This window comes from Streptomyces sp. NBC_01433, from assembly GCF_026340105.1.
Lineage (GTDB): Bacteria > Actinomycetota > Actinomycetes > Streptomycetales > Streptomycetaceae > Streptomyces.
The window spans coordinates 1,955,344-1,976,826 of record NZ_JAPEPM010000002.1 but is presented as its reverse complement, the minus strand read 5'-3'; the positions used below and the strand labels follow the sequence as shown (position 1 = coordinate 1,976,826).

At 69.8% G+C, this 21,483-nt stretch carries 15 protein-coding genes; 6 read left to right on the top strand and 9 right to left on the bottom strand.

The features are described 5' to 3' along the window. Positions 1–18 precede the first annotated feature (18 nt). Positions 19–390 (top strand): nuclear transport factor 2 family protein, encoded by a 372-nt coding sequence (locus tag OG413_RS36165; protein WP_266812900.1) that lies wholly within the window; start codon positions 19–21, stop codon positions 388–390. Between the two features lie 386 nt (positions 391–776). Next, positions 777–2,180, top strand: coding sequence for a CARDB domain-containing protein (locus OG413_RS36160; RefSeq protein ID WP_266812899.1), 1,404 nt, complete (start codon positions 777–779; stop codon positions 2,178–2,180). Positions 2,181–2,280: 100 nt separating this feature from the next. On the opposite strand, the gene OG413_RS36155 is transcribed toward OG413_RS36160, so the two are convergent. The 7 genes from OG413_RS36155 to OG413_RS36125 form a co-directional block, all read right to left on the bottom strand. Then, a complete protein-coding gene (locus OG413_RS36155; RefSeq protein ID WP_266812897.1) occupies positions 2,281–3,078 on the bottom strand; it encodes a class I SAM-dependent methyltransferase in 798 nt (265 codons plus the stop codon). Between the two features lie 172 nt (positions 3,079–3,250). Then, on the bottom strand, positions 3,251–5,197 hold the full coding sequence (locus tag OG413_RS36150) for an ABC transporter permease (protein WP_266812895.1): 1,947 nt from the start codon (positions 5,195–5,197) through the stop codon (positions 3,251–3,253). A gap of 78 nt (positions 5,198–5,275) precedes the next feature. Beyond that, complete coding sequence (gene modA / locus OG413_RS36145) at positions 5,276–6,082, bottom strand: molybdate ABC transporter substrate-binding protein (protein ID WP_266812893.1); 807 nt, start codon at positions 6,080–6,082, stop codon at positions 5,276–5,278. A 100-nt stretch (positions 6,083–6,182) separates the two neighbouring features. Further along, positions 6,183–6,578 carry a molybdopterin-binding protein gene (locus tag OG413_RS36140; RefSeq protein ID WP_266812891.1) on the bottom strand — a complete coding sequence of 132 codons (396 nt, stop codon included), beginning with the start codon at positions 6,576–6,578 and terminating at the stop codon, positions 6,183–6,185. 206 nt (positions 6,579–6,784) lie between these two features. After that, entirely contained in the window at positions 6,785–7,285 is a 501-nt protein-coding gene (locus OG413_RS36135; protein WP_266812890.1) for a molybdopterin-dependent oxidoreductase, read from the bottom strand. Positions 7,286–7,478: 193 nt separating this feature from the next. After that, a complete protein-coding gene (locus OG413_RS36130; protein WP_266812888.1) occupies positions 7,479–10,220 on the bottom strand; it encodes a molybdopterin-dependent oxidoreductase in 2,742 nt (913 codons plus the stop codon). Continuing rightward, positions 10,217–11,041: a xanthine dehydrogenase family protein subunit M gene (locus OG413_RS36125; protein WP_266812886.1), complete on the bottom strand. Its 825-nt coding sequence runs from the start codon at positions 11,039–11,041 to the stop codon at positions 10,217–10,219. The genes OG413_RS36130 and OG413_RS36125 overlap by 4 nt, the downstream gene beginning before the upstream one ends. 240 nt (positions 11,042–11,281) lie before the next feature. On the opposite strand from OG413_RS36125, the gene OG413_RS36120 reads away from it, so the two are divergent. Continuing rightward, entirely contained in the window at positions 11,282–12,799 is a 1,518-nt protein-coding gene (locus tag OG413_RS36120) for a PucR family transcriptional regulator (protein ID WP_266812884.1), read from the top strand. A gap of 16 nt (positions 12,800–12,815) precedes the next feature. Here OG413_RS36120 and OG413_RS36115 read toward each other — a convergent pair whose 3' ends face one another. After that, on the bottom strand, positions 12,816–13,223 hold the full coding sequence (locus OG413_RS36115) for a molybdopterin-binding protein (RefSeq protein ID WP_266812883.1): 408 nt from the start codon (positions 13,221–13,223) through the stop codon (positions 12,816–12,818). Positions 13,224–14,695: 1,472 nt separating this feature from the next. Between OG413_RS36115 and OG413_RS36110 the strand changes: the two genes are divergently transcribed. Together OG413_RS36110 and OG413_RS36105 are read left to right on the top strand one after the other, a co-directional pair. Further along, complete coding sequence (locus OG413_RS36110; protein ID WP_266812882.1) at positions 14,696–15,247, top strand: class I SAM-dependent methyltransferase; 552 nt, start codon at positions 14,696–14,698, stop codon at positions 15,245–15,247. A gap of 12 nt (positions 15,248–15,259) precedes the next feature. Beyond that, positions 15,260–15,454, top strand: coding sequence for a hypothetical protein (locus tag OG413_RS36105; protein WP_266812880.1), 195 nt, complete (start codon positions 15,260–15,262; stop codon positions 15,452–15,454). Positions 15,455–15,749: 295 nt separating this feature from the next. Here OG413_RS36105 and OG413_RS36100 read toward each other — a convergent pair whose 3' ends face one another. Next, complete coding sequence (locus tag OG413_RS36100) at positions 15,750–17,369, bottom strand: ATP-binding cassette domain-containing protein (RefSeq protein WP_266812878.1); 1,620 nt, start codon at positions 17,367–17,369, stop codon at positions 15,750–15,752. A gap of 207 nt (positions 17,370–17,576) precedes the next feature. Between OG413_RS36100 and OG413_RS36095 the strand changes: the two genes are divergently transcribed. Beyond that, positions 17,577–21,446: an amino acid adenylation domain-containing protein gene (locus OG413_RS36095; protein ID WP_266812876.1), complete on the top strand. Its 3,870-nt coding sequence runs from the start codon at positions 17,577–17,579 to the stop codon at positions 21,444–21,446. Positions 21,447–21,483 lie beyond the last annotated feature (37 nt).

Below are 21,483 nucleotides of genomic sequence, written 5' to 3'. Positions count from 1 at the left end.
GTGAAATGAGAATTCGATATGGAGCAGACCATCAGCGAGACGGCGATTCGGTTTCTGCGGCGTCTGGAGGTGTACGACTTCGCCGACGCCCAGGCGATGTGCACCGAAAAGGCCACCGTGTGGCAGAACGACGGCAAGGGTGAGCAGACGATCGACGAGCGACTGAGGCAGTTCAGTTCCTTTGCCGCTACGGTCGATTCGCTGCGGTTCGACGTGATCCGCCAGTTCCGGGATGCGAACGAGTTGCTCCTGCAGTACATACTTCACCTGGTCACGGCGGACGGGTCACGCAGCGAGGTCCACGCTGTGGTGCACTTCCGGTTCGAGGGCGGACTCATCGACCGGATCGAGGAGAACATCTACACCGTGCCGGAGGAAAAGGACGCCTGATCCCCCTCTCGGCGGAGGTGGAGACGGACACCTACGAAAGGGCTGCCGAGGGTGTCAACCGGCTGCGGAGAGAATCACCCTCACAGCAGGCGAACAAGGGCGGGGACGGCGCTCTTTTCGGCCGTTTGAGCGGTGGCGGCAGGTAGAGGTGTGCCATATGAGTTCTGGGTGATGTGCGTAGAGCGGCCGGTGCGGGCGTGGTGCCGTCGGCCCCGGCGGAGGTGTCCGGTAAACCAGCCGTGCTGGATTGGCGCGGACCAAAGGGCATTCGCTTTCCGTATCGCTTGAATTGCGTTGTGCTTTCGGTGGTTACACCTCCGCCGAGGCTCACACCCATGGTCCGGTCGGCGGAGGATGCCAACCGTCGCCGAACCAAGGGGAAATCAGTGACCACACCTCCACCGGCACCGCTCCGGGTCGCGCTGGTCAACGGAAGCTTCGAAGAGCCCGTCGTCACCGACTTCGAGATTCTTCCGGACGCGTCACAGACGCAGGCGGTCAAGCGCGTACCGGGCTGGCGCACCACCTCGACCGATCACATGATCGAGCTGTGGCGTTCCGGCTTCAACGGCGTTCCGGCCGCGCACGGCTCCCAGTTCGCCGAGCTGAACGCGCGCCAGGTCGCCACGCTCTACCAGGACCTGCCGACCACCCCCGGCGCGAAGCTGTACTGGAGGCTGTACCACCGCGGACGGCTGGGCCAGGACACCATGGCACTGGACATCGGTACACCGGGCTCCGCCGTCGAGCAGCGACGCTGCACCGACGGCAACAGCGCCTGGGGCTACTACACGGGCACCTACATCGTCCCGGCAGGCCAGACGATGACCCGGTTCGCGTTCCGTTCCGTCTCCGCCGCCGGCGGCAACCAAAGCATCGGGAACTTCCTGGACGGCGTCTTCTTCGGTACCGCTCCCTATGTGGTGCTCACCAAGACCGCCATCCCCGTGGGACCGCTGGAGGTGGGGGACGTCCTCACCTACCGGATCACGGCCAGGAACGAAGGCGGCGGCGCGGCCGAAGCTCTCGTCCTGACCGACGTCATCCCCGTCGGTACGACATACCTGCCCGGATCCCTCCGCATCGTCGACGGTCCCAACGCCGGGCCGAAGAGCGACCGGGCCGGCGATGACCAGGCCTCCTTCGACGCCCAGGGAAACAAGGTGGTCTTCCGCCTGGGCAACGGCGCTTCCGGTACGCAGGCGGGCAGCCTGCCCAACACCGAGACCCTGCCGGGCGGCACCACCGTGGAGTACCGGGTCACCATCGGCATGACCGCGGGTGGCCGGCGGGTCGTCAACAGCGCCACCGCCGCCTACGAGAACCGCCTCGGACCGACCCCCGAACCGCTGACCGCCACGTCCAACGACGCGGTCACGGAGGTCAATCCGGCTGCCGACCTGACCGTGGCGAAAGCGGCCGACGCGACCACGGTCACCGAGGGGCAGACCGTGACCTACCGGATCGCCGTCCGGAACACCGGTCCGAACCGGGCCACCGGCGTCACCGTCACCGACCGGCTCCACGACCATCTCACCTTCCTGTCCGCCAAGTCCTCACCCGGAACCTACGATCCGGCGACCGGGCAGTGGACCGTGGGTGCCCTGGCCGTCGGCGCCACCGCCACCCTCGTGCTGCGGGCCAAGGCGACCGCGTCCGGCTCGATCACCAACACCGCCACCGCCACCGCCAACGAGAAGGACCCCGACCCCACGAACAACTCCGACACCGTCACCATCTGCGTCGAACGTGCCCCCTCCTGCTGCGACCCCTGCTCCGGTCAGGAGTAACCGCCCAGGCTCTACGCCAGGTTCAGCAGCTGCTCGCCGGATCGGGTGGTCGTAGTCCGGGGTGACGTAGGAGTCGGCCCTGGCGCCGTCGATTTCCTGGCTAGTGGGTAGCGCGCAGGATGACGAGCGAACCGTCGTACGTCGGCTGCGTGCGCAGGTGGCCGAATCGCTGGTCCCAGGCCCCGGAGGCCAGGTCGCTGCGCAGTGTCCCGTCGAAGCGTTCCCGCACCTCGTCGTCGATGAAGCTCCACGCGGAGCAGGCTTGGCGGGCGGCGGGATCCAGGAGCATCTCGGGGCGGCCGTAGTACGCCTCGTCGAAGCCGTCGGTGCAGTCCAGCGGGATCGGAACGGTCCGGATGGTGCCGGTGCCGCCGAGCGCGGCGGCCAGGTCCTCGACGGGAGGGTGGCGGCGGGCCTCGATGTCGAGGACCTCGGGTGCGTACGCGTACAGCCAGAAGTCGCGTACGAGATCCGGGGCGCGGGTCAGGACGACGACCGGGCCGTGGGTGACGCGTCTGATCTCGCGCAGACCGGCTCCGGGGTCGCGCCACTGGTGGACGCTGAAGAGGGCCATCGCTCCGTCGAACTCCCCGTCCGCGAAGGGCAGGTTCTCCGCGACGGCATCGATGGCCCGGGTGAGCCGTGCGGGGCGCCGGGCGCGCGGGGGCCCGGACGGTTCGACCGCTGTCACCGTGTGGGCGGCGCTCTCGTGGGACCCGGCTCCCGCGCCGACATTGAGGACGTTGTCGGCGCCGCCCAGTGCCTCGGCGATGAACTGGGCGATACGGAGGTCGGGCCGCCGGCGGGTGGAGCGGCCGGAGCCGATGGCGCCATGGCCGATGTCTACGGCGCGGATGTCCCGGGCGCTGCCGTCACCGCACGTCGAGCTCGTGGTCATGCACGGCTCCTTCCGCTTCCGGGTACCGGACGCACCCTCATTCATCCTGCGTCCGCGAGGGCTATGCCGTAAAGCGGATGGCAAATGCTCGTTCCATCGACCAAACACCCCACAGATGCGGTTCTGGAGGATGTGTCCTCCCGTCCGAGGTCCGAGGGGGGCGGGGATCCGATCAGAGAACCACGGCGGTGACTTCGGTGGCCTTCACGCTCGTCCACACCGGCACTCCGTCGGCCAGGCCGAGTTCGGCGGCGGACTGCGGGGTGATCTCGGCGACGAGATCCGGTGCCCGCTCCGAAACGATCAGGACCCGGAGCCGGCTCCCGCTGGCGGTGATCTCCCGTACGGTCCCGGACCAGACGTTGCGGGGGCTGCCGGTGGGCCTGTCGCGGTGTACGGAGACGGCTTCCGGGGCGATGACCGCGAGCGCGGGCGTGCCCGTCGGCAGGGGGTCGGCGAGGATGAGGCGGCCTCCGCCCCGGAGCTGGAGCCCGTCGTCGGTGGCGGTGCCGGGCCAGGCGTTGCGGCCGAGCATGCGGGCGACCCAGGGGGAGCGGGGGTGGCGGGTGACGTCGGCGGGCGGGGCGTCCTGGAGGGCGCGCCCACCGTCGAGGACGAGGACCCGGTCGGCGAGCGCGATGGCCTCGACGGGGTCGTGGGTGACGATCAGGCATACGCCGCCGAAGCCGTCGAGATGGCGGCGGAGGGTGTGCCGCACCTGGGTGCGGGTCGTCTGGTCGAGGGCGGCGAGCGGTTCGTCGAGCACGAGCAGCCGGGGACGGGCGGCCAGCGCACGGGCGAGCGCGACGCGCTGGGCCTGGCCTCCGGAGATCTGCGTCGGTCTGCGGTGCGCGAGATGGCCGACGCCGAGACGGTCCAGCCACTCCTGGGCGCTGCGACGGGCCTCGGCGCGCGGGACACCGTGGGCGCGAAGCCCGTACGCGGTGTTGGCCAACGCGTTCATGTGCGGAAAGAGGGCACCGTCCTGCGGCACCCAGGCCACGCCCCTGCGGTGCGGGGGGAGTGCGGTGACGTCGGTGTCGCCGAGCCGGAGTTCGGCGTGGGCGCGCGGGGTGAGGCCGAGCAGCGCGCGCAGCAGGGTGGTCTTGCCCGCGCCGTTGGGGCCGACGACGGCGATGGTGGTTCCGGCGTCCGCGTCGAGCGTGAGGTTGTTGAATCCGGTCACTGTGGCGTGGAGCGGCCAGCTCCCCCGGCCGCCGTCGAGCTGGGGCGCGACCGACGCGGTGGCGTACGTGTCCTGAGGGGCGGAGCCGGATTCGTCCGCCGGAACGTGTGTCTCGGCGGCGGCCCTGTCCGGGGTGCCGGTCCAGCGTCCGCGCAGGGCGATGAGGACGACCATGGCGATGGCGAGGAGGAACAGGGAGACCGAGGTGGCGGCTTCCGGGTCGTCCTGGAGCAGCAGGTAGACCTGGAGGGGCAGGGTCTGGGTGGTACCGGGGAGGTTGCCCGCGAAGGTGATGGTCGCGCCGAACTCACCGAGTGCGCGCGCCCAGGTGAGCGCGGCGCCCGCGGCGAGTCCGGGGGCGACCATCGGCAGGGTGACGGTGAGGAACACCCGTACCGGCGAAGCTCCCAGGGAGGCCGCGGTCTCCTCGTAGCGGGGGCGCAGTCCGCCGAGTGCTCCTTCGAGGCTGATGATCAGGAACGGCATCGCGACGAACGTCGCGGCGAGGACGGCGCCGGAGGTGTGGAAGGGCAGCGTGATGCCGAACGTGTCCTCCAGCCACGGCCCGAGCAGTCCGCGGCGGCCGAAGGCCAGCAGGAGGGCGACACCGCCGACGGTGGGCGGCAGCACCATCGGCAGCAGCACGAGGGTCCGGACGAACGCCTTGCCGGGGAAGTCGACCCGGGCCAGCAGCCAGGCCAGGGGAACACCCAGGACGAGGGAGAGGCCCAGCGCCCAGGCGGAGACGATCAGGGACAGCTTCAGCGCCTCGGTCGTCCCGGGACTCGTGAGGTGAGCGCCCAGCTCGGCCCATGAGGTGCGGGCGAGGATCCCGATCAGTGGCAGCAGCAGGAAGGCGATGGCCAGCAGCGCGGGGATCGCCAGGGCTATCGGCGCGCGGGGGCCGGTGGCGCGGCGGCGAAGGCGTCTCATCGAAGGGTCCCTGATGCTCGAAGTGCCGTGCGGGCGGCCCGGCCCCGAACCGGGCCGCCCGCACGGGTCGGTGGCCTGTTACGGCTTCTGGAAGCCGGCGGCGGCGAGGATCTTCTGGGCCTCGGGGGTGGACAGCCACGCCACGAACGCGGTCGCGGCCTCGCTGTGCTTCGAGGTCTTCAGGGTCGCCGCCGGGTAGGAGGCGACGGCGTTCTGCGCGTCCGGGATGTCGATCGCCTCGACCTTGTCGGTGGCCGTGGCGGCGTCCGTCTTGTAGACGAGACCCGCGTCGGCCTCGCCGAGTTCGACCTTGCTGAGGACGGCGCGGACGTTGGGCTCCTGGGAGACCGGCTTCACGTCGATCTTCTGTGCGTCCAGGATCTGCTGGCTGTAGCGCCCGACCGGAACCTCGGGCGCGGCGAGTACCACCTTCAGCTTCGGGTCCGCGAGGTCCTTCAGATTCTCGACCTTCTCCGGGTTGCCCTTGCCCGTGGCGATCACCAGGCGGTTCTTCGCGATGACGGTCGGCGCCCCGGTGTCGGACTTCAGCCCGTCCATCGTCTTGGTGTCCGCGGTGACCAGAGCGTCGGCAGGTGCGCCCTGCTTGACCTGGGCGGCGAGCTCCTGCGAACCGGCGAAGGAGAACGTCACCCTGGTTCCGGGGTGTTCCTTCTCGTAGGCCGCACCGGCCGTCTTGAAGACATCGGTGAGCGAGGAGGCGGCCAGCACCGTCAGGTCGGCCTTCGGCGCCCCCGAGGCCGAGCCGGTGGCCTTGTCGCCCGAGTCCTTCTTGTCGTCGTCGCTGCCACAGGCGGCCAGCGGAACGAGGAGAGCGGCCGTGAGGATCGCGGCCGCGGTACGCCGTCCGGTGAAGGTGAGGGACATGAGGGTGGGACTCCTTGGGGACGCGGTCGGCTGGTGCCGCCCGAGCGGATGATGGTGAGCCGCGCCGGGGACGGGCGACGCCGCTGGGTGGAGCGGTGGATCAGGTGCGATCGATGTGCACGCTGGTCGACTTGACGCGGGCGGTGGCCTGCATGCCGACCTCCAGCCCCAGTTCTTCGACCGCCTCCCGGGTCAGGAGCGAGACGAGGCGGTGCGGGCCGGCCTGGATCTCCACCTGGGCCGCGACGTCGCCGAGTTTGACGGCGGTGACGATGCCGGGAAAGGCGTTGCGGGCCGAGGTGTAGGACGCGTCGTCCTCACCGGTGCCCCCCTGGGCGACTTCGATGGAGAACGCGGCCAGGTCCCTGCCGTCGATGAGGCGGCGACCGCTCTCCTCGCGGTGGGTCGCGACCCGTCCGGCATCCGCCCAGCGGCGGGCTGTGTCGGGGCTGACGCCGAGCAGACGAGCGGCCTGCCCGATGGTGTAGGACTGCATGTGCGACACGTTAGAGGAACTGGGCTCGTATTTACAAAGCTTAATGCGAACCTCCATGGTAAATGCGCCGCCATCTGGAGGATGGTCCGAAAGCGGGGGCGATCCGGTCGGGCCGTGGCCGCGCATTCGTGGTCTCCGCTGTCTCGCGTGGCGTTCCGGACCGCCCTCGCATCTGTGACGGACAGACCTTGGCAGCCGTCCGATCTTCAGTCGGGCCGCGCGTCCTGTCCCGCCTCCGGCCACACGCCGACCAGTACACGGGTGATGGCACTGACGTACCGAGCCCCGCACCGGTCGACGGGCACCACCAGCTGGCTCCCGGCCAGGTCCAGATCCTCGCCGTCCATCCGGGTGGCCAGGAGGACCGGGGCGTTCCCGAAATCGGCGTCGATCTCCGCCCAGGCCAGCACCGTGCGGTGCCCGTCCCCACCGGACACCGCGAGGACGAAGCGGGAACGGTCCTTGCGCCGACGGACGTCGAACAGCGGCCGCGCGTCAAGGACCACCTCACGCAGCAGGGGCCCTTCGAACCGGTGCCGCCGGGCACCGCTGGTGGCGCAGTCGAAGACCACCTCGGCCCGGTGCTGCTCCCATCCGGCCCGTAGCTCACCCACCGTCAGCGTCGCGGGACGGGCGACATCTCCGAGCACGGTCAACGAGGCGAGCCGCGCCGGAGACGTACGGGGCTGCGCACTGAGTCGGCTCATGGGAATCCCCCAGTCGAACGGCCCGCGGGGCGGCTGTCAGAAGGTATGCCCCGCGGCTGTCCCATGGAACCGTGCGTGCGAGGCCATGCGCCTTCCTTACCTGGCTTCTGGGAATCAGCAGAGGAAATCTCCCTCACATCTGGCCGACAGTGCCCGTGGCCCGTGGCCCGCCGGCAGATCAGCCACTGGCGGATCAGTCGGCGGCGGTCCCCGCGCGCCGGTCCAGGGCGAGCCAGACACGGTCGCGGGTCAGGGGAAGTTCGGTGAACCGGATGCCGGTGGCGTCCCGAAGAGCGTTCGCGAACGCCGGCGCGACCGGGTTGAAGGGGCTCTCGCTCATCGACTTCGCCCCGAGCGGCCCGATCGCGTCGGAGGTCTCCACGAAGTGCACCTCGGTACGGGGGATGTCGGCGTACTGGGGGAGCCGGTACTGGCGGAACGCGGTGGTGGTGACTTCGCCGCGATCGTTCAGACGGACGTTCTCGAAGAGCGTGGCACCCAGCGCCTGCGCGATACCGCCCTCGACCTGGCCCCGGCACTGCATCGGGTTCATCACCTTGCCCGCGTCCGCCGCGTGCACACTGCGCAGCACCCTGATCTCACCGGTCCCCGGGTCCACGGCCAGCCGGAACCACTGCGCGTTGAAGGCGACGGAACGCGGCGTACCGCCGAAATGTCCGTCCGCCGCGAGTTCCTGACCGGCTGTCCGCGCCGCCGCGTACAGCTCCTTCAGCGGGACGCGCTGATGACGGCACTCGACGGCGTCCTCCAGGAGGCGGCACCCCTCGCGGGCCGCGCCGAGGTGCCCCGCCGCGAAGTCCAGGATCTTCTCCGTGAGGGCCTGGGAGGCGCGCAGGGTCGCTTTGCCGGCCACCACGGTTCCCGTCGATCCGAACGCCCCGGTGTCGTGCTTCACGACGTCGGTATCGGACTGGCGCACGGTGATCCGGTCGACCGTGGTCCCCAGTTCTCCGGCCGCGATCTGGCGGTGGACCGTGGTGGTGCCGTTGCCGAACTCCGCGGTTCCCACGGCCAGGTCGTAGGTACCGTCCGCCCGGAGACCGATCCGGGCATCGGCGATGTGGCCCCCGGGCGGCCCGGTCGCGATCATGGACAGCGCGGCCCCTTCACCCACGAGCCAGCCCTGGGGCGCCACCTCCGCGGTTTCGCCCCGCGCCCCGCGCACGACGGCCAGGCACTCGTCGAGTCCGTAGCTGGCGATGTGCAGGTCCTCCTCCTCGCCGCCCGGACCGATCATGGCTTCGCCGGGACCGATGATGTTGCGCTCCCGGAACACCAGGGGATCCATGCCGAGCAGCCGGGCCAGTTCGTCCATCACCGACTCCATGGCGAAGACGACCTGCCCGAGCCCGTATCCACGAAAGGCGCCCGCCGGTACCGCGTGGGTGTAGACGGAATACCCGTCGGCCTTCTTGTGCGGAGCGCGGTAGACGGCCAGCGACTCACCGACACTGTGGAACATCACCGCCGGGCCGTGATTGCCGTACGCCCCGGTGTTGGACACCACGCGCAGCTGGATCGCGGTCAGGGTGCCGTTCTTCCGGGCACCGGCCTTCACCCGGACGGTGAACGGGTGCCGGGTGGTGGCTCCGTAGAACTGCTCGGCACGGGTGTACTCCAGTTTCACGGGCCGGTGCAGACGCATCGCGGCGAGTACGACGATGTCCTCGACGATCATTTCCTGCTTGCCGCCGAAACCGCCGCCCACCCGCCCCGCCAGCACCCGGACCTTCTCCATGGGCAGATCGAACAGGGCGCACAGGGCCCGGCGGGTGAGGAACGGGGTCTGTGTGCTGGAGCGCACGACGATGCGCTCGGCCCCCTCCTCCGTCTCCTCGAACCAGGCCACGGCGCCGTGCGTCTCCAGGCTCGCGTGCTGGACCCGCTGGGTACGGAACGTCTCCTCGTACACCACGTCCGCCTCGGCGAAGCCCTCCTCCACCGATCCGATCTCCCCGTGCACCTCACCCACGACGTTGTCCCTCGGCCGGGAGATACGTGCGGTTTCGGCGTCCTTGGCGTGCACGACCGGTGCACCGGGAAGCATCGCCTCCTCCGGGTCGAGGACCGCGGGCAGCACCTCGTACGTCACCTCGACGCGCCGGCAGGCTTCCTCGGCCGCCGCCTCGCTGTCGGCGACGACCGCGGCCACCCGCTGGCCGACATGGCGCACGGTGTCGTCGAGGAGCCGGGTGTCGTCCGGGTCCTCGGTGGGGTGCTCGTGCCGGGCACTCGAATAGTGCCGTTCAGGGGCGTCGTGGTGGGTGAGGACCAGTCGCACCCCCGGTACGCGCAGTGCGGCGGCCGTGTCGATGGCGGTGATACGGGCGTGCGGGTGCGGGGAGCGCAGCAGCTTCATGTGCAGCAGACCGGGCACGTCGATGTCGAAGGTGTACCGGGCCGTTCCGGTGACCACCTGCGGGCCCGCCGGCGCGGGAAGGTTCCGGCCCACCGCGGCACCCGCGCACGGAGCCTCGACGTGCTTCACCCCGCGTACGGCGTCCTCGATGGCGCGGTATCCGGTGCAGCGGCACAGATTCCCCTTGAAGGCGCGCGGCAGGTCATCGAGCTGCTCGTCGTCCAGCGCCGCGGTGGTCATCAGATATCCGGCCGTGCAGAAGCCGCACTGGAACCCCTGGGCATCGAGGAACTTCCGCTGCACCGGGTGGAGTTCACCGTCGGAGGCCAGACCTTCGACGGTAGTCACCGACCGGCCCGCGGCGCGGAGGGCGGGGAAGAGGCAGCTGTGCACGGGCCTGCCGTCCACATGGACCGTGCAGGCCCCGCAGTCACCCGCGTCGCATCCCTTCTTCACGCCGAACCAGCCGCGCTCGCGCAGATAGGTCCGCAGACACTGGCCCGGCCGCGGTTCGGCGTCGAAAGGCCGCTCGTTGACGTGGATCCCGAAGCTCATCGGTCGCCCCTCGTGGTCAGCTCGCGGCGGATCTCCTCGGCCAGGCGGAAGGCCATATGGCGCCGCCAGGCGGGCAGTCCGTGGATGTCGTCGAACCAGTCGGCGTCGCCGATGGCCCCTTCGAGGGCGCCCCTCAGCTCCCGCGCGTCCGGTGGCAACGGGAACCAGAGGCGGAAGGGGCGAACCGTGGCCGCGGTCACCGTCACGGACAGCGAGCCGTCCACCGGGTCGAGCACCCCGATGACCAGGGCGGCGGACCGGCCCAGACCGTACAGGGACGCCTGGCGGAAGGCGGTGCGCGAGGCCATGGCGCGGGCCGGCAGCGTGATGGAGCGCAGCAACTCGCCCTCGCCCAGGTCCTTCAGCCCGGCACCGACGACGAAGTCCGCCACCCGCGGGCGGCGGAGCGAACCGTCCTGCGCCTGGAGCAGGCACTCGCCGTCGAGCGCGGCGGTGAGCGAGATCATCGGACCGGCCGGCAGGCCGTTGCAGAGGTTCCCGCCGACCGTGGCCATGTTCCAGATCTTGAACGAGGCCAGGAACGCGCGGCAGCACTGTTCGAACAGCGGAGCCGCCCGTGCTCCGCACTCGCGTCCGTAGCGGGACAGCTCCGCGACGGTGCAGGTCGCGGCGATCTCCACCGAACCGCCGGGGAGGTGCCGGACCGGCTCCCAGCCCATCCTGCTCAGATCCACCAGTCGCCGCAGGTGCGGCTGGGGCTCGGAGAACAGATAGGTGCCGCCCGCGAGCCAGGCGTCGCCAGGCCGCCAGGGTGCGCGGATCCGGGCATCACGTACATCCCGCACGGTATTGAGATCCATCGTGCACTCCGCTCCGGCCGTTGCGTTTTCGGCCACCGACGGTCTCAGTGAAGCAACGGGACGACCCCGCGCACGACTGGTGCGCCACACGAAAAAGCACGAGCCCCCGCCTCCCGTGCTGGAGGATCAACCAAGAGATGTATCGCTTGCATCACCTGGCATTTACGATGACTCAACTCGTATTTGCCTCGTGAATGTGAGATGGCGGGTGCAGCTCGTCAGCCGCGCAAGGAGCAAGACATGCACGTCGAAAACCTCCTCCAGCTCGAAGCTCTCGACCTCACTCTGGTGTGGGGCGACAGCCGGCTCCTGGCCCGGGAGATCAGCGGGGTCACCGCCACCGACCTGGAGGACCCCACCCGCTTTCTCCAGCGGGGCGAGGTCGTCCTCAGCGGCCTGGTCTGGTGGAACCCCACCGACCACCCCGAGAAGGCGGACCGGTTCGTCGCGGCGCTCCAGTCGGCCGGGGCCGCGGCCCTCCTCGCCGGCGAGGAAACGCACGGCACCGTCCCCGATGTCCTCACCGACTCCTGCCGCGCACGCGGCATCGCGCTCATCGCCGTGCCCGCGCACACCAGCTTCCGGGCCATCACCGAGGCGGTCTACCTCAGACAGTGGGGCGACCTCAGCCGCCGCCCCGCCCACCACCACGCCCTGCCCGAGAACGTACGCAGGGAACTCAGCTCGCTCCTGGCGGCCGACGCGGACCTGGACACGCTGCTCGACCGCGCTTTCGCCCACCTGGGAACCCCGGCCTGCTACGTCCTCAGCGCCACCGGCCGAACCCTCGCGCGCACATCGTCCACCGCGCCCCTGACGGCGGAACAGGGCGTGGAGCGCCTGCGGAGTCCCACCGGAGTCACGCTGCGCGTCGAAACGGACGGCTCCCCCTACGCGGTCCGACACCTCCACCTGCCCGGCACCGAAGAGGCCCCGCCGCGTGTCCTGCACGAGATAGCCGACGTCCTCGCCCAGCACCAGCACCGCGGCACGCGCGGCGAGAACGCGGCACGCGACAGGGCCCGCACCCTCATCTCGTCGATCGACGCCCCGGGGACGGACGCCACATCACTGGGGCGCGCACTCCAGGGCTGCGGCCTGCCCGCCCACGGCCCGTACCACGTCATCACGGCGCGCTCGGCCCACGACGACGCCCGCGCGGCGGCGGACGCCCTGTCCGAGGCGCTGCGCCACCACCCTGACCGCCCCTTCGCCGTGGGCGAATCCGAGGGAGGCGAAGCCGTGGCGGTCGTCCGGGGCGAACCCGGCACGGAAGGAGACCGACTCCGGACCGTGTGGCCGCTCCTGCGGTCCTGCCGCCCCACCGCACCACTCCACGGCGGTACGGGAGCGGTCGCCGCGGAGCCCGGGGGTCTTCGCGGCAGCCTCGCACAAGCCCGTTACGCGCGGGCCGCGGCCCACACGACCGCACCCGCGGCGGCCGGGCTGACCTCCGTGGACGACCTCACCACCCTGCCCGCCCTCCTCGCCGGAGTCCCGCTGCCCGTACGCGAGGTATTCAGCGCCCGCACCCTGGGCCCGCTCGTCGACGGAGACAGCGCCTCGCAGCGCATGCTCCTGGAAACCCTCGAAGTCTTCCTCGCCCACAACGGCTCCTGGGCGCGCACCGCCGAAGCCCTCCATCTGCACGTCAACACCGTCCACTACCGAGTCCGGCGTATCGAAACGCTCACCGGCCGCGACCTTTCGCGCCTCGACCACAAACTCGACCTGCGAGCGGCTCTGCTCTGCCGTTGACCGCGTCGGACGCGGCTCAGCCCTGGCTTCCCGGGCGGTCGATGTGCACGTTCGTCGACTTGACCCGTGCCGTCGCCAGGACCCCTACTTCCAGGCCGAGTTCCTCCACGGACTCGCGGCTGATCAGCGATACCAGCCGGTGCGGCCCCGACTGGATCTCCACCTGAGCCACGATGTCGTCGACCGTCACGGCGGTGACGATGCCGGCGAACGAGTTCCGCACCGACGTCAGAACCCCACCGGGCACCGGATGCAGACCCGCCGCCCGCTCCGTGGCGAAGCCCGCCAGGCTGACGCCGTCGATCATCCGGTTCCCCGACCCGCCCCGGTCCATCACGAGGTGACCGCCGTCCGCCCATCGGCGAACGGTTTCCGGACTCACAGCCAGCAGCTCCGCGGCCTGGCCAATGCTGTACGAAGGCACCCCGGCACTCTAGGCCAACGAGGACGGGCGCGGGCCGTCGGCGCGATCTTCGCGCGTCCAGGCTGACAACGCCGGTTGGAGTGCGGCGACCGACACGGACGCCGAGCGGGATCACCCGCCTCAAGGCCGATGACCGACACCGCCCAAAGTTCCGCGCGCTCACCCACCCGCGGGTGCCGCAGCTCACCGAGGGAGGTGCGGTCCAACTCCTGGCAGTGCCTCTGACCAGCGGCAAGGTAATAAATCCGACAGCGACTGCGCTGGGCTCGAACGCCGGGCAGCACGCTGCCCCGGGGCTTCATCACACACCGGATCGCTCCCGTCATGGCCTGTGGCTGTGCTGACGCACCGCCCGGCGCGCTTCGTGCTGCCCTTCTCACCCCTGCCGCGTCTGCTCTACGCCTGGGCCTGGATCGGCGTCCTCGCGGTCACTCTCGTACCGGGCACGGCCTCCCTCCTGAACAGGCTGGACGGGACAGCCGTTCCTCTCCCACGTACCTGCCGGCTGGACTCCGGCCCCGTGAGCATCCTCTCCGTTCCGGAAGCGCAGCTGAACACGCTGCTCTTCGCCCCCTTCGGCCTCCTCGGAGTCATCGCTCTCCGACGGCCGATCACCGTCCTGGTCACAGGTATCTGCGGCGCCGCCCTGATAGAGGCTAGCCATCGGCCTCGGCCGCAGTTCGATGCGCTGGACCTGTACGCCAACGCGGCGGGAACCGCCATCGGTGTCGGCCTCGGATGCCTCGCGCTCCTCACAGCGAGGCGCGGGCCCGCGCGGCGTACTGGTCAGGGCGGTTCTTCGCCGCGACCTCTTCGCGGACCGACTCCTCAGCAGTCCGGCGGGCCCGAAACCGATACCCCGCACGCAGAAAGTATCTTCCGCTTGGACCGAAAGAACCCCTCGTCAGGAATCATCGCCCCTGCTCAGAAGGAGCCTTTCCTATTTCCACCCAGATTCCGGAATCAGCTTTGACGAAACGGCGGGGCTAAGGGCTGTCCCGTAATCCCCGGCGGGCGCGCGACAACAGCTACGGCACTTCGCGGCGTTGTCGGAACGCCCGAATACATCCCGTATGCGAGCGTCCTTCCGCCTCGCGGCGCACCGCGTCCGGCAGGTGTTTTCGCCTATCCGGGCAGCATCCGGACCAGCCCCAACCAAAACGGCGAGGTCAGCAGTATTGAGGGATCGCCAGGCGCGTTTCACTGAATCGACCGAGCGTGCGCGACGCGGTCGACGGCGAGCATAGGAAGGGGAGTTCACCCATTGCGGGGCGGGCGTGATGTGCGTAGCATCGCGGACGCACTCCAAGATCACAGGCACCATTGCCCCGGCTGGTCGGCCCGCCGGTCGGGCGACTTCGCATCAGGGAGGACGCAGCGTGAAACACCCGGCCCAACCAGTGTCTCCGGACATAGTCGTCAAGGATTCCACAGACGGCGAGAAGACGCTTTACATCAATGGTTCACAGGCCATGCAGGAGTGGGAAGCTCCGCTTATGCGGCGTTCGGCGGAGTTACTGTGCCGGGAAGGCGGCACATACCTCGAATGCGGTCTCGGATTCGGCCTGTCCGCGCTCGCCATTGCTCGGCAGCCGAAGACCGAGAGGCACACCGTCGTCGAGGCATACGACGAGGTCATCAAGGAGTTCAAGAAGGCTACTCCGGACCTGCCCGGCAACATGGAAATCGTCCACGCGGACTTCTTCGAGTACATCGAGTCGATACCGACCGACAGTGTCGACGGCATCATGTTCGATCCGTGGCTGCCCCGGGAGATCCGGGACGACGCCGACTGGTGGGTGCGCTTGATCAAGGAGCAGATCACCCGCGTACTCAAGCCCGGCGGCTACTTCATGTCGTTCTTCGTCACTGAGCCGACCATCGACCCACGCTGGGAACCCCATTTCGACCAGGTACTCATCGAACGGCACGCCTTCGAGGGTTACGCCACAACCAGCTACCTGATGGGCAAGCTGAGCGGCGCCGCATACCTGCAGTGCTACATCAACAACGCGAAGAACTGACAAGGGGACGGCATGGCTCAGCATTTCACCGGCGTGGCCGGGGATGTCCGGGTGCAGATCGGCGGCAAGGCGAAGTACCGGGTGCTCGCGATTGCCTGGGACGATGAGAAGAACTTGCAGCGCTACCTCATCATCGGTAACGAGCGCCCCATCTGGGTGCCCGAGACGGACATCGAGGCGATACACCCACAGCCCTCGACGGACTGACGACACCCCGGCAGCGGGGGCCGCGGGTCCCCCGGCCCCCGCTGCCCCCGCGGTCCCGGCAAAGGACGCGAGCATGTGATGTATCACTGCGCCGTCGCCTCACCCGCGACTACGGGCCCGCCCCCCCACTGACCCAAGCCATGATCTGTGCCACGACAGTCGACCCGATCTACTGGCGACTCGACCGGGAGCGCGGCCCGAACGAGCCCACGCGAAACCGGGAGACCGAACCAAACGTCTCCCGGTGGGGCGAAGTGCTCTTTCGGGACGCGTGGTACGAGTCCCGAGCCTGTCGCTACCTCCTGCGACTGACCCTGCCCTCGTCCCACACCGGCTCCGATGTCTCGCGCACCTTGCCATCCTCCGCAAAGAGCAGGTACCGGTCGAAAGAACGCGCGAACCAGCGGTCGTGGGTCACTGCGACGACCGTGCCCTGGAAGGCCGCGAGTCCGTCCTGCAGCGCCTGCGCACTCTCCAGGTCCAGGTTATCGGTCGGCTCGTCCAGCAAGAGGGCGGTGGCACCTTCGAGTTCCAGCAACAGAATTTGAAAACGAGCCTGCTGACCGCCGGAAAGCCGGTCGAAGGGCAATTCGCACCGTGTGCTCAGCTCGTAGCGGCGCAGCGCCGACATGGCCGCACCGCGATCCTTCGCGTGCTCTTTCCACAGGATGTCGAGAAGCTTTCGGCCCACCAGTTCCGGGTGGGAGTGCGTCTGTGCGAAGTGTCCGGGCACCACGCGGGCCCCGAGTTTCCACGCTCCGGAGTGAGCGACGTCGTCGCCGGCGAGCAGCCGCAGAAAGTGCGACTTTCCCGACCCATTGGAACCGAGCACCCCGACCCGGTCACCGTAGAATATCTCCAGGTCGAACGGCCGCATCAAGTCGGTGAGTTCGAGCTGCTCGCAGGTAATGGCCCGAACTCCGGTACGGCCGCCGCCGAGTCGCATCGTGATCTCCTGCGGGCGCGGCGGCTCCGGTGGTGGCCCGATCTCCTCGAACTTCCTCAGTCGCGTCTGTGCGGCGTGGTAACGCGATGCCATCAGATCGCTGCGCTTGGCGTACTGCTGCATGTCCAGTACCAGCCGCTTGAGCTGGGCGTGCTTCTCGTCCCAGCGCCGCCGTAGTTCCTCGAATCGCTCGAAGCGCTCCGTGCGTGCCTCGGCGTACGTACCGAAGCCGCCGCCGTGTACCCACACGTCGCTGCCGACCGCTCCTGGGTCGACGCACACGATCTTCTCGGCGGACCGGGACAGCAGTTCACGGTCGTGGCTGACGAACAGCACGGTCTTGCGGGTATCGGCGAGTTGCTGCTCCAGCCAGCGCTTGCCCGGGACGTCCAGGTAGTTGTCCGGTTCGTCGAGCAGCAGCACTTCGTCCGTACCGCGCAGCAGCACTTCCAGGACCAGGCGCTTCTGCTCGCCACCGGACAGGGTTCGCACCTCACGCCATCGGGCCTGCTCGTACGGCACCCCGAGCGCCTCGGTGGTGCACACGTCCCACAGGGTCTCGGCCTCGTACCCGCGTACGTCGCCCCAGTCGCTGAGCGCCTGCGCGTACCGCATTTGGGCCGGTTCGTCGTCACTGGCCAGGATGGCCAGCTCGGCCTCGTCCATCGCCTCGGCCGCGGCACGGATTCGGGGCTGTGAGACCGACACCAGCAGGTCCCGTACGGTCCGCTCGTCCTGCACCGATCCGATGAACTGCGGCATCACCCCGAGTCCGCCACTGACCGTCAGCGTGCCACCGTGCGGCTTCAGTTCACCCGCGAGCAGCCGTTGCAGAGTGGTCTTGCCGGCGCCGTTGGCGCCGACCAGGGCCATCACGGCGCCCTCGGGCACTCGGAATGACGCATCGCCGAACAGGATCCGTCCATCAGGCAGGTAGTACTCTAAGTGCGAAGCTTCGAGATGTCCCATGCGGAACAGTTTGCCACCGCCAACTGCCTCTGCCGAACGGGTTTCGGACGTATTGGACTCCGGTTGACACCCTCGCGGCCAGGACATTAAGTTCGGCTGATCCGGCGCGGGTCGGGAGTAAATCCGGGTAATTCCGACGTTGGGGGCGCTCACCCAGTGGGGATCACGGCACAGGCTCATTCGGGATCCAACCCAAGCATTGGTGAGTTGGTCCGTTCCGCCGCCTTCAAGTGGCCGGCTGCCGTAGCTGTCGAATACCCCGAACAGGGCGAGCGGCTGACGTACGCCCAATTGGAATCACGGGCGGATCAGCTGGCCGCATTCCTCATATCCAAAGGCATCGGCCGCGGCCACCGCGTGGCAGTCTGCCTGTCACCCGGTGTCGACCTGGTCGTCGCCGTCCTTGCCATTGTCCGTGCCGGCGCCGCATATGTGCCGGTGGACCCCGAACAGCCGTCGGCGCGGCAGCGGTGGCTCATCGATGACTGCTCCGCGCGCGCCGTCGTCGCCGATCCCCGCACCGCGGCAAACGTCGCGGAGTCCGGTGTCCCGGTCGTTGTGCCACGTGATTTACCCGACGAGCCGGCCCGGTGGTCACACCCGGTTCCGGAGGCGCGGGCCGATGGTGACGACCCCGCGTGCGTCTATTACACATCCGGCACCACAGGCACCCCCAAAGGCGTGGTTATCCCGCACCGCGCCATGGTCGACCTTGTCCGGTCCGCCGACTTGGTGGACTTCGGCCCGAACGACCGCGTGGGGCAGACCTCCAACCCGGCTTTCGACGCCGCGACCTTCGAGATCTGGGGAGCGCTCAGTCACGGGGCGCGGCTGGTCGGTCTGGGTCGGCAAACGATCACTGACCCGCTCGCCCTCGAACAGGCGATCTGTGCCCACGGCCTGACCATCCTGTTCCTGACGACCTCGCTGTTCCATCAGCTCGCCCGGATCAGGCCCACCCTGTTCGCATCGCTGCACACTCTCGTCACCGGTGGTGAAGCGCTCGACCCACGCAGGGTTCGCGAGGTGCTCACCGCCGATCCGCCGCGTCGGCTGGTCAACGGGTACGGTCCCACCGAGTGCACCACCTTCGCCTGTTCCTACACGGTCGGTGGGCTCTCCGACCTCTCCCCGGCCGACCGCACCGTGCCCATCGGACGGCCGATCGGCACGACCGTGGCGCACGTCCTGGACGCCGACGGGCGCCCGGTCTCCGCCGGTGGCACCGGCGAACTGTGGCTGGGCGGGCCCGGACTCGCGCTCGGCTATCTGGACCGCCCCGAGCTGACCCGGGCCCGTTTCGTCGAGGACCCCCTCGGGGACGGCGGCGGCACGCTGTACCGCACCGGCGACCAGGTGTCCGTACGTCCCGACGGCACGCTGGTGTTCCTCGGCCGAGACGACGGCCAGGTCAAGCTGCGCGGCTTCCGGATCGAACTCGACGAGGTCGTGGCCGCCCTCACCGCGGACCCGGCCGTCGTCGACGCGGTGGCATGGGTGCACGAGCCCGAGGACGGCGAACGGCGGCTTGCCTCGCAGGTGATACCCGTACCCAGCGGCGCGCCCGCTCCCGACCTGGGCGATCTCCTGCGTGCTCGGCTGCGACAGGAACTGCCCGACTACATGGTCCCGGCCACGGTGGACGTCGTCGAGACCTTCCCCCTCACCCCGAACGGCAAGCTGGACCGCAAGGCGCTGCGCCCCCGGCCACCGCGGCCGAGCGCACGTGGCACCGCTCCCCGGACACCGGCCGAAGCCGTCCTGTGCGACCTGTTCGCCGACATTCTGTCCCTGCCTCGGTACACCGTCTCGGCGGACGCGAACTTCTTCGACCTGGGGGGCAGTTCTCTCACCGGCACACAACTGGTGTCCCGGGTACGGGTCATGTTCGGCGGTGACCTCGGCGGACGCGTCCTGTACGAGGCCCCCACACCTGCGGCAATGGCCGACCATCTGAGGCGGGCTACCCCGCCGACGCACACGGAAAACACCGGCGCTCCGACGCGATGGCCCCTGGACGGATCAGCGGGGACGGCGGGCGGAACGGCCGGCCCGGTGCGCCTGACCGGTGGACCGGATCTGCACCGCACCCTGAACCGCTATGCCGCCGAGCAGGGCAGCACGCCCGTACTCGTGTCGCAGGCCGCCCTGGCCGCCACGCTCAGCCGACTCGGAGCCGGGTCGGGAGTGGTCCTGAACAGCGCCGTTCCCGGCGGGGTGATGACGATCGCGGCGGACACCTCGGGCGACCCGACCTTCACCGAACTGGTCTCACGGGTACGGCAGTCGGGCCTGGCCGCCTATCTCCACACGGTCCCACGCCCAGAGGGCCTGTCCGGCGGTGTGTCGCTCGCCATGGGGCCGCCGTCCGCGGCGGGCGATGAGGACGGAGACCCGACAGATCCCGCAGACACCGATCAGGAGGGCGGGTCGGCGGGCGCGGACGTACGCCTGCTGCTGACGGAGCGGCAGGGCGAGTCCGGAGCACCTCTGGGGATCGACGTGGTCGCGCTCGGTGGGCTGGGCACATCGGAGCTGGCGGAATACTGGCTGGCCCTGCTGACCTCGGCGCTGGAGACACCGGGCGACCCGGTCAGCCGCCTGCGCGTCAGCCTCGCGGAATCACTGTCCGGCAGCCCACGGGCGGTGCACAGCGAGGACCGGTCCCTGGAAGCCACCGTGCCCGCCCTCTTCACGGCACAAGTCCGGCGCACCCCGCAGGCCCCGGCGCTCGTCCTGCCGGACCGCACGATCGACTACGCCGAACTCGACGCTCGCGCCGACGCGCTGGCCCGCGCGCTGGCCGCCCGCGAGGTGGCTCCCGGTGCGGTCGTCGCCTCCGCGCTCACGGCACCGGGCGCGTGGGCCGTCACCCTCCTGACCCTGGCCAGGACCGGCGCCATCCACGCGCTGGGAACCTGGGACGATCCGGACGCAATCCACCGGGCGCCGGCCGCGAGCCGCCCCCTGGTCCTGGTCACGGACCAGCGGGGATTGCCGGTACCCGCCGACCTTCCCGTCCTGCTCGCCCAGGACTTGGAGGGCCTCACCGGCCTTACGGGCCTTGGTGCTTCGGAAGCGGAGAGAGCTGATCCGGCCTCGCCCGGTGACGTCCCCGTAACCCCACCGGCGCCGCCTTCGGTCGACCTGGCCGCCGCTGATCCGGTGTTCCTGTCCTTCCCGGGCGGAGCCGGCGCGGGAGCGTCATCCGATACGGACGAGGCCATGGCCTGTCTGCACGGTGCCCGGATCGTCGCCGACGCTGCCGCACGCCGTACCGAAGACGGCACCGCAGGTCTGCGGACCGGCTGGCTGCCCGGCGCCGAACCACCGGGGCTCGCCGTCGCCGTGGAAGTGCTGGGTGTGCTCGCCTCCGGCGGCGCCCTTGTCCTACCGGGCCTCCGGCCTCCCGGGACCTGGCTCGCCGACTACGCCGTGCGGGACGTACTCGGCCCCGAAGCGGCTCTCGCGGACCTCATCCGGGGCGACCGCGCCGGAGTGCGCTCGCTGGTCTCGTACAGCGCTTCCTACGAGCCGGGCACCACACTGCTCGACGCTCTGGGTGACCTGAGGCTCACTCACCGCGGGGGTCCCGGCGAGGCCCAGCTCGTCCGCGTCCACGAGCCCGGGATCGGACCTTCGGCGGCGTGCGTGAACGAAGCGTGCGTGCTGGACGCGACACTGCGCCCGGCACCGCGTGGTGTATGGGGCGCGTTGTACGTGACGGGTGAGGCGATCGCCCGCGGCTATCCGGGCCGGCCGGAGGCGAGCGGCAGCCGGTTCGTGCCGGATCCGTCCGGGCCGGCCGGCAGCCGGATGTGGCGGGCCCTGCGCACGGCCAGGTGGACGGCGGACGGTCGGCTGGAGACCGTCGGCGAGAGCTGGCCGCACGACCCGTTCGAGCAGGAATACGGCACCTACCTCGTACTGGCCACGGGGCGCGGCACCCGAGCCCTGTGGCCTGCCGACCTGCCGCTGCCAGGAGGGTGGGCACAGGTGCACCCCGAGGACATCAGGGAACTGTGCCTGGACCACATCGCCGAGCATGCGGGTCCCGGCGGCGACCTTCTCGCCTGAAGACCGACGCAGGACCCACTTGGCAGCTGGAGAGGAC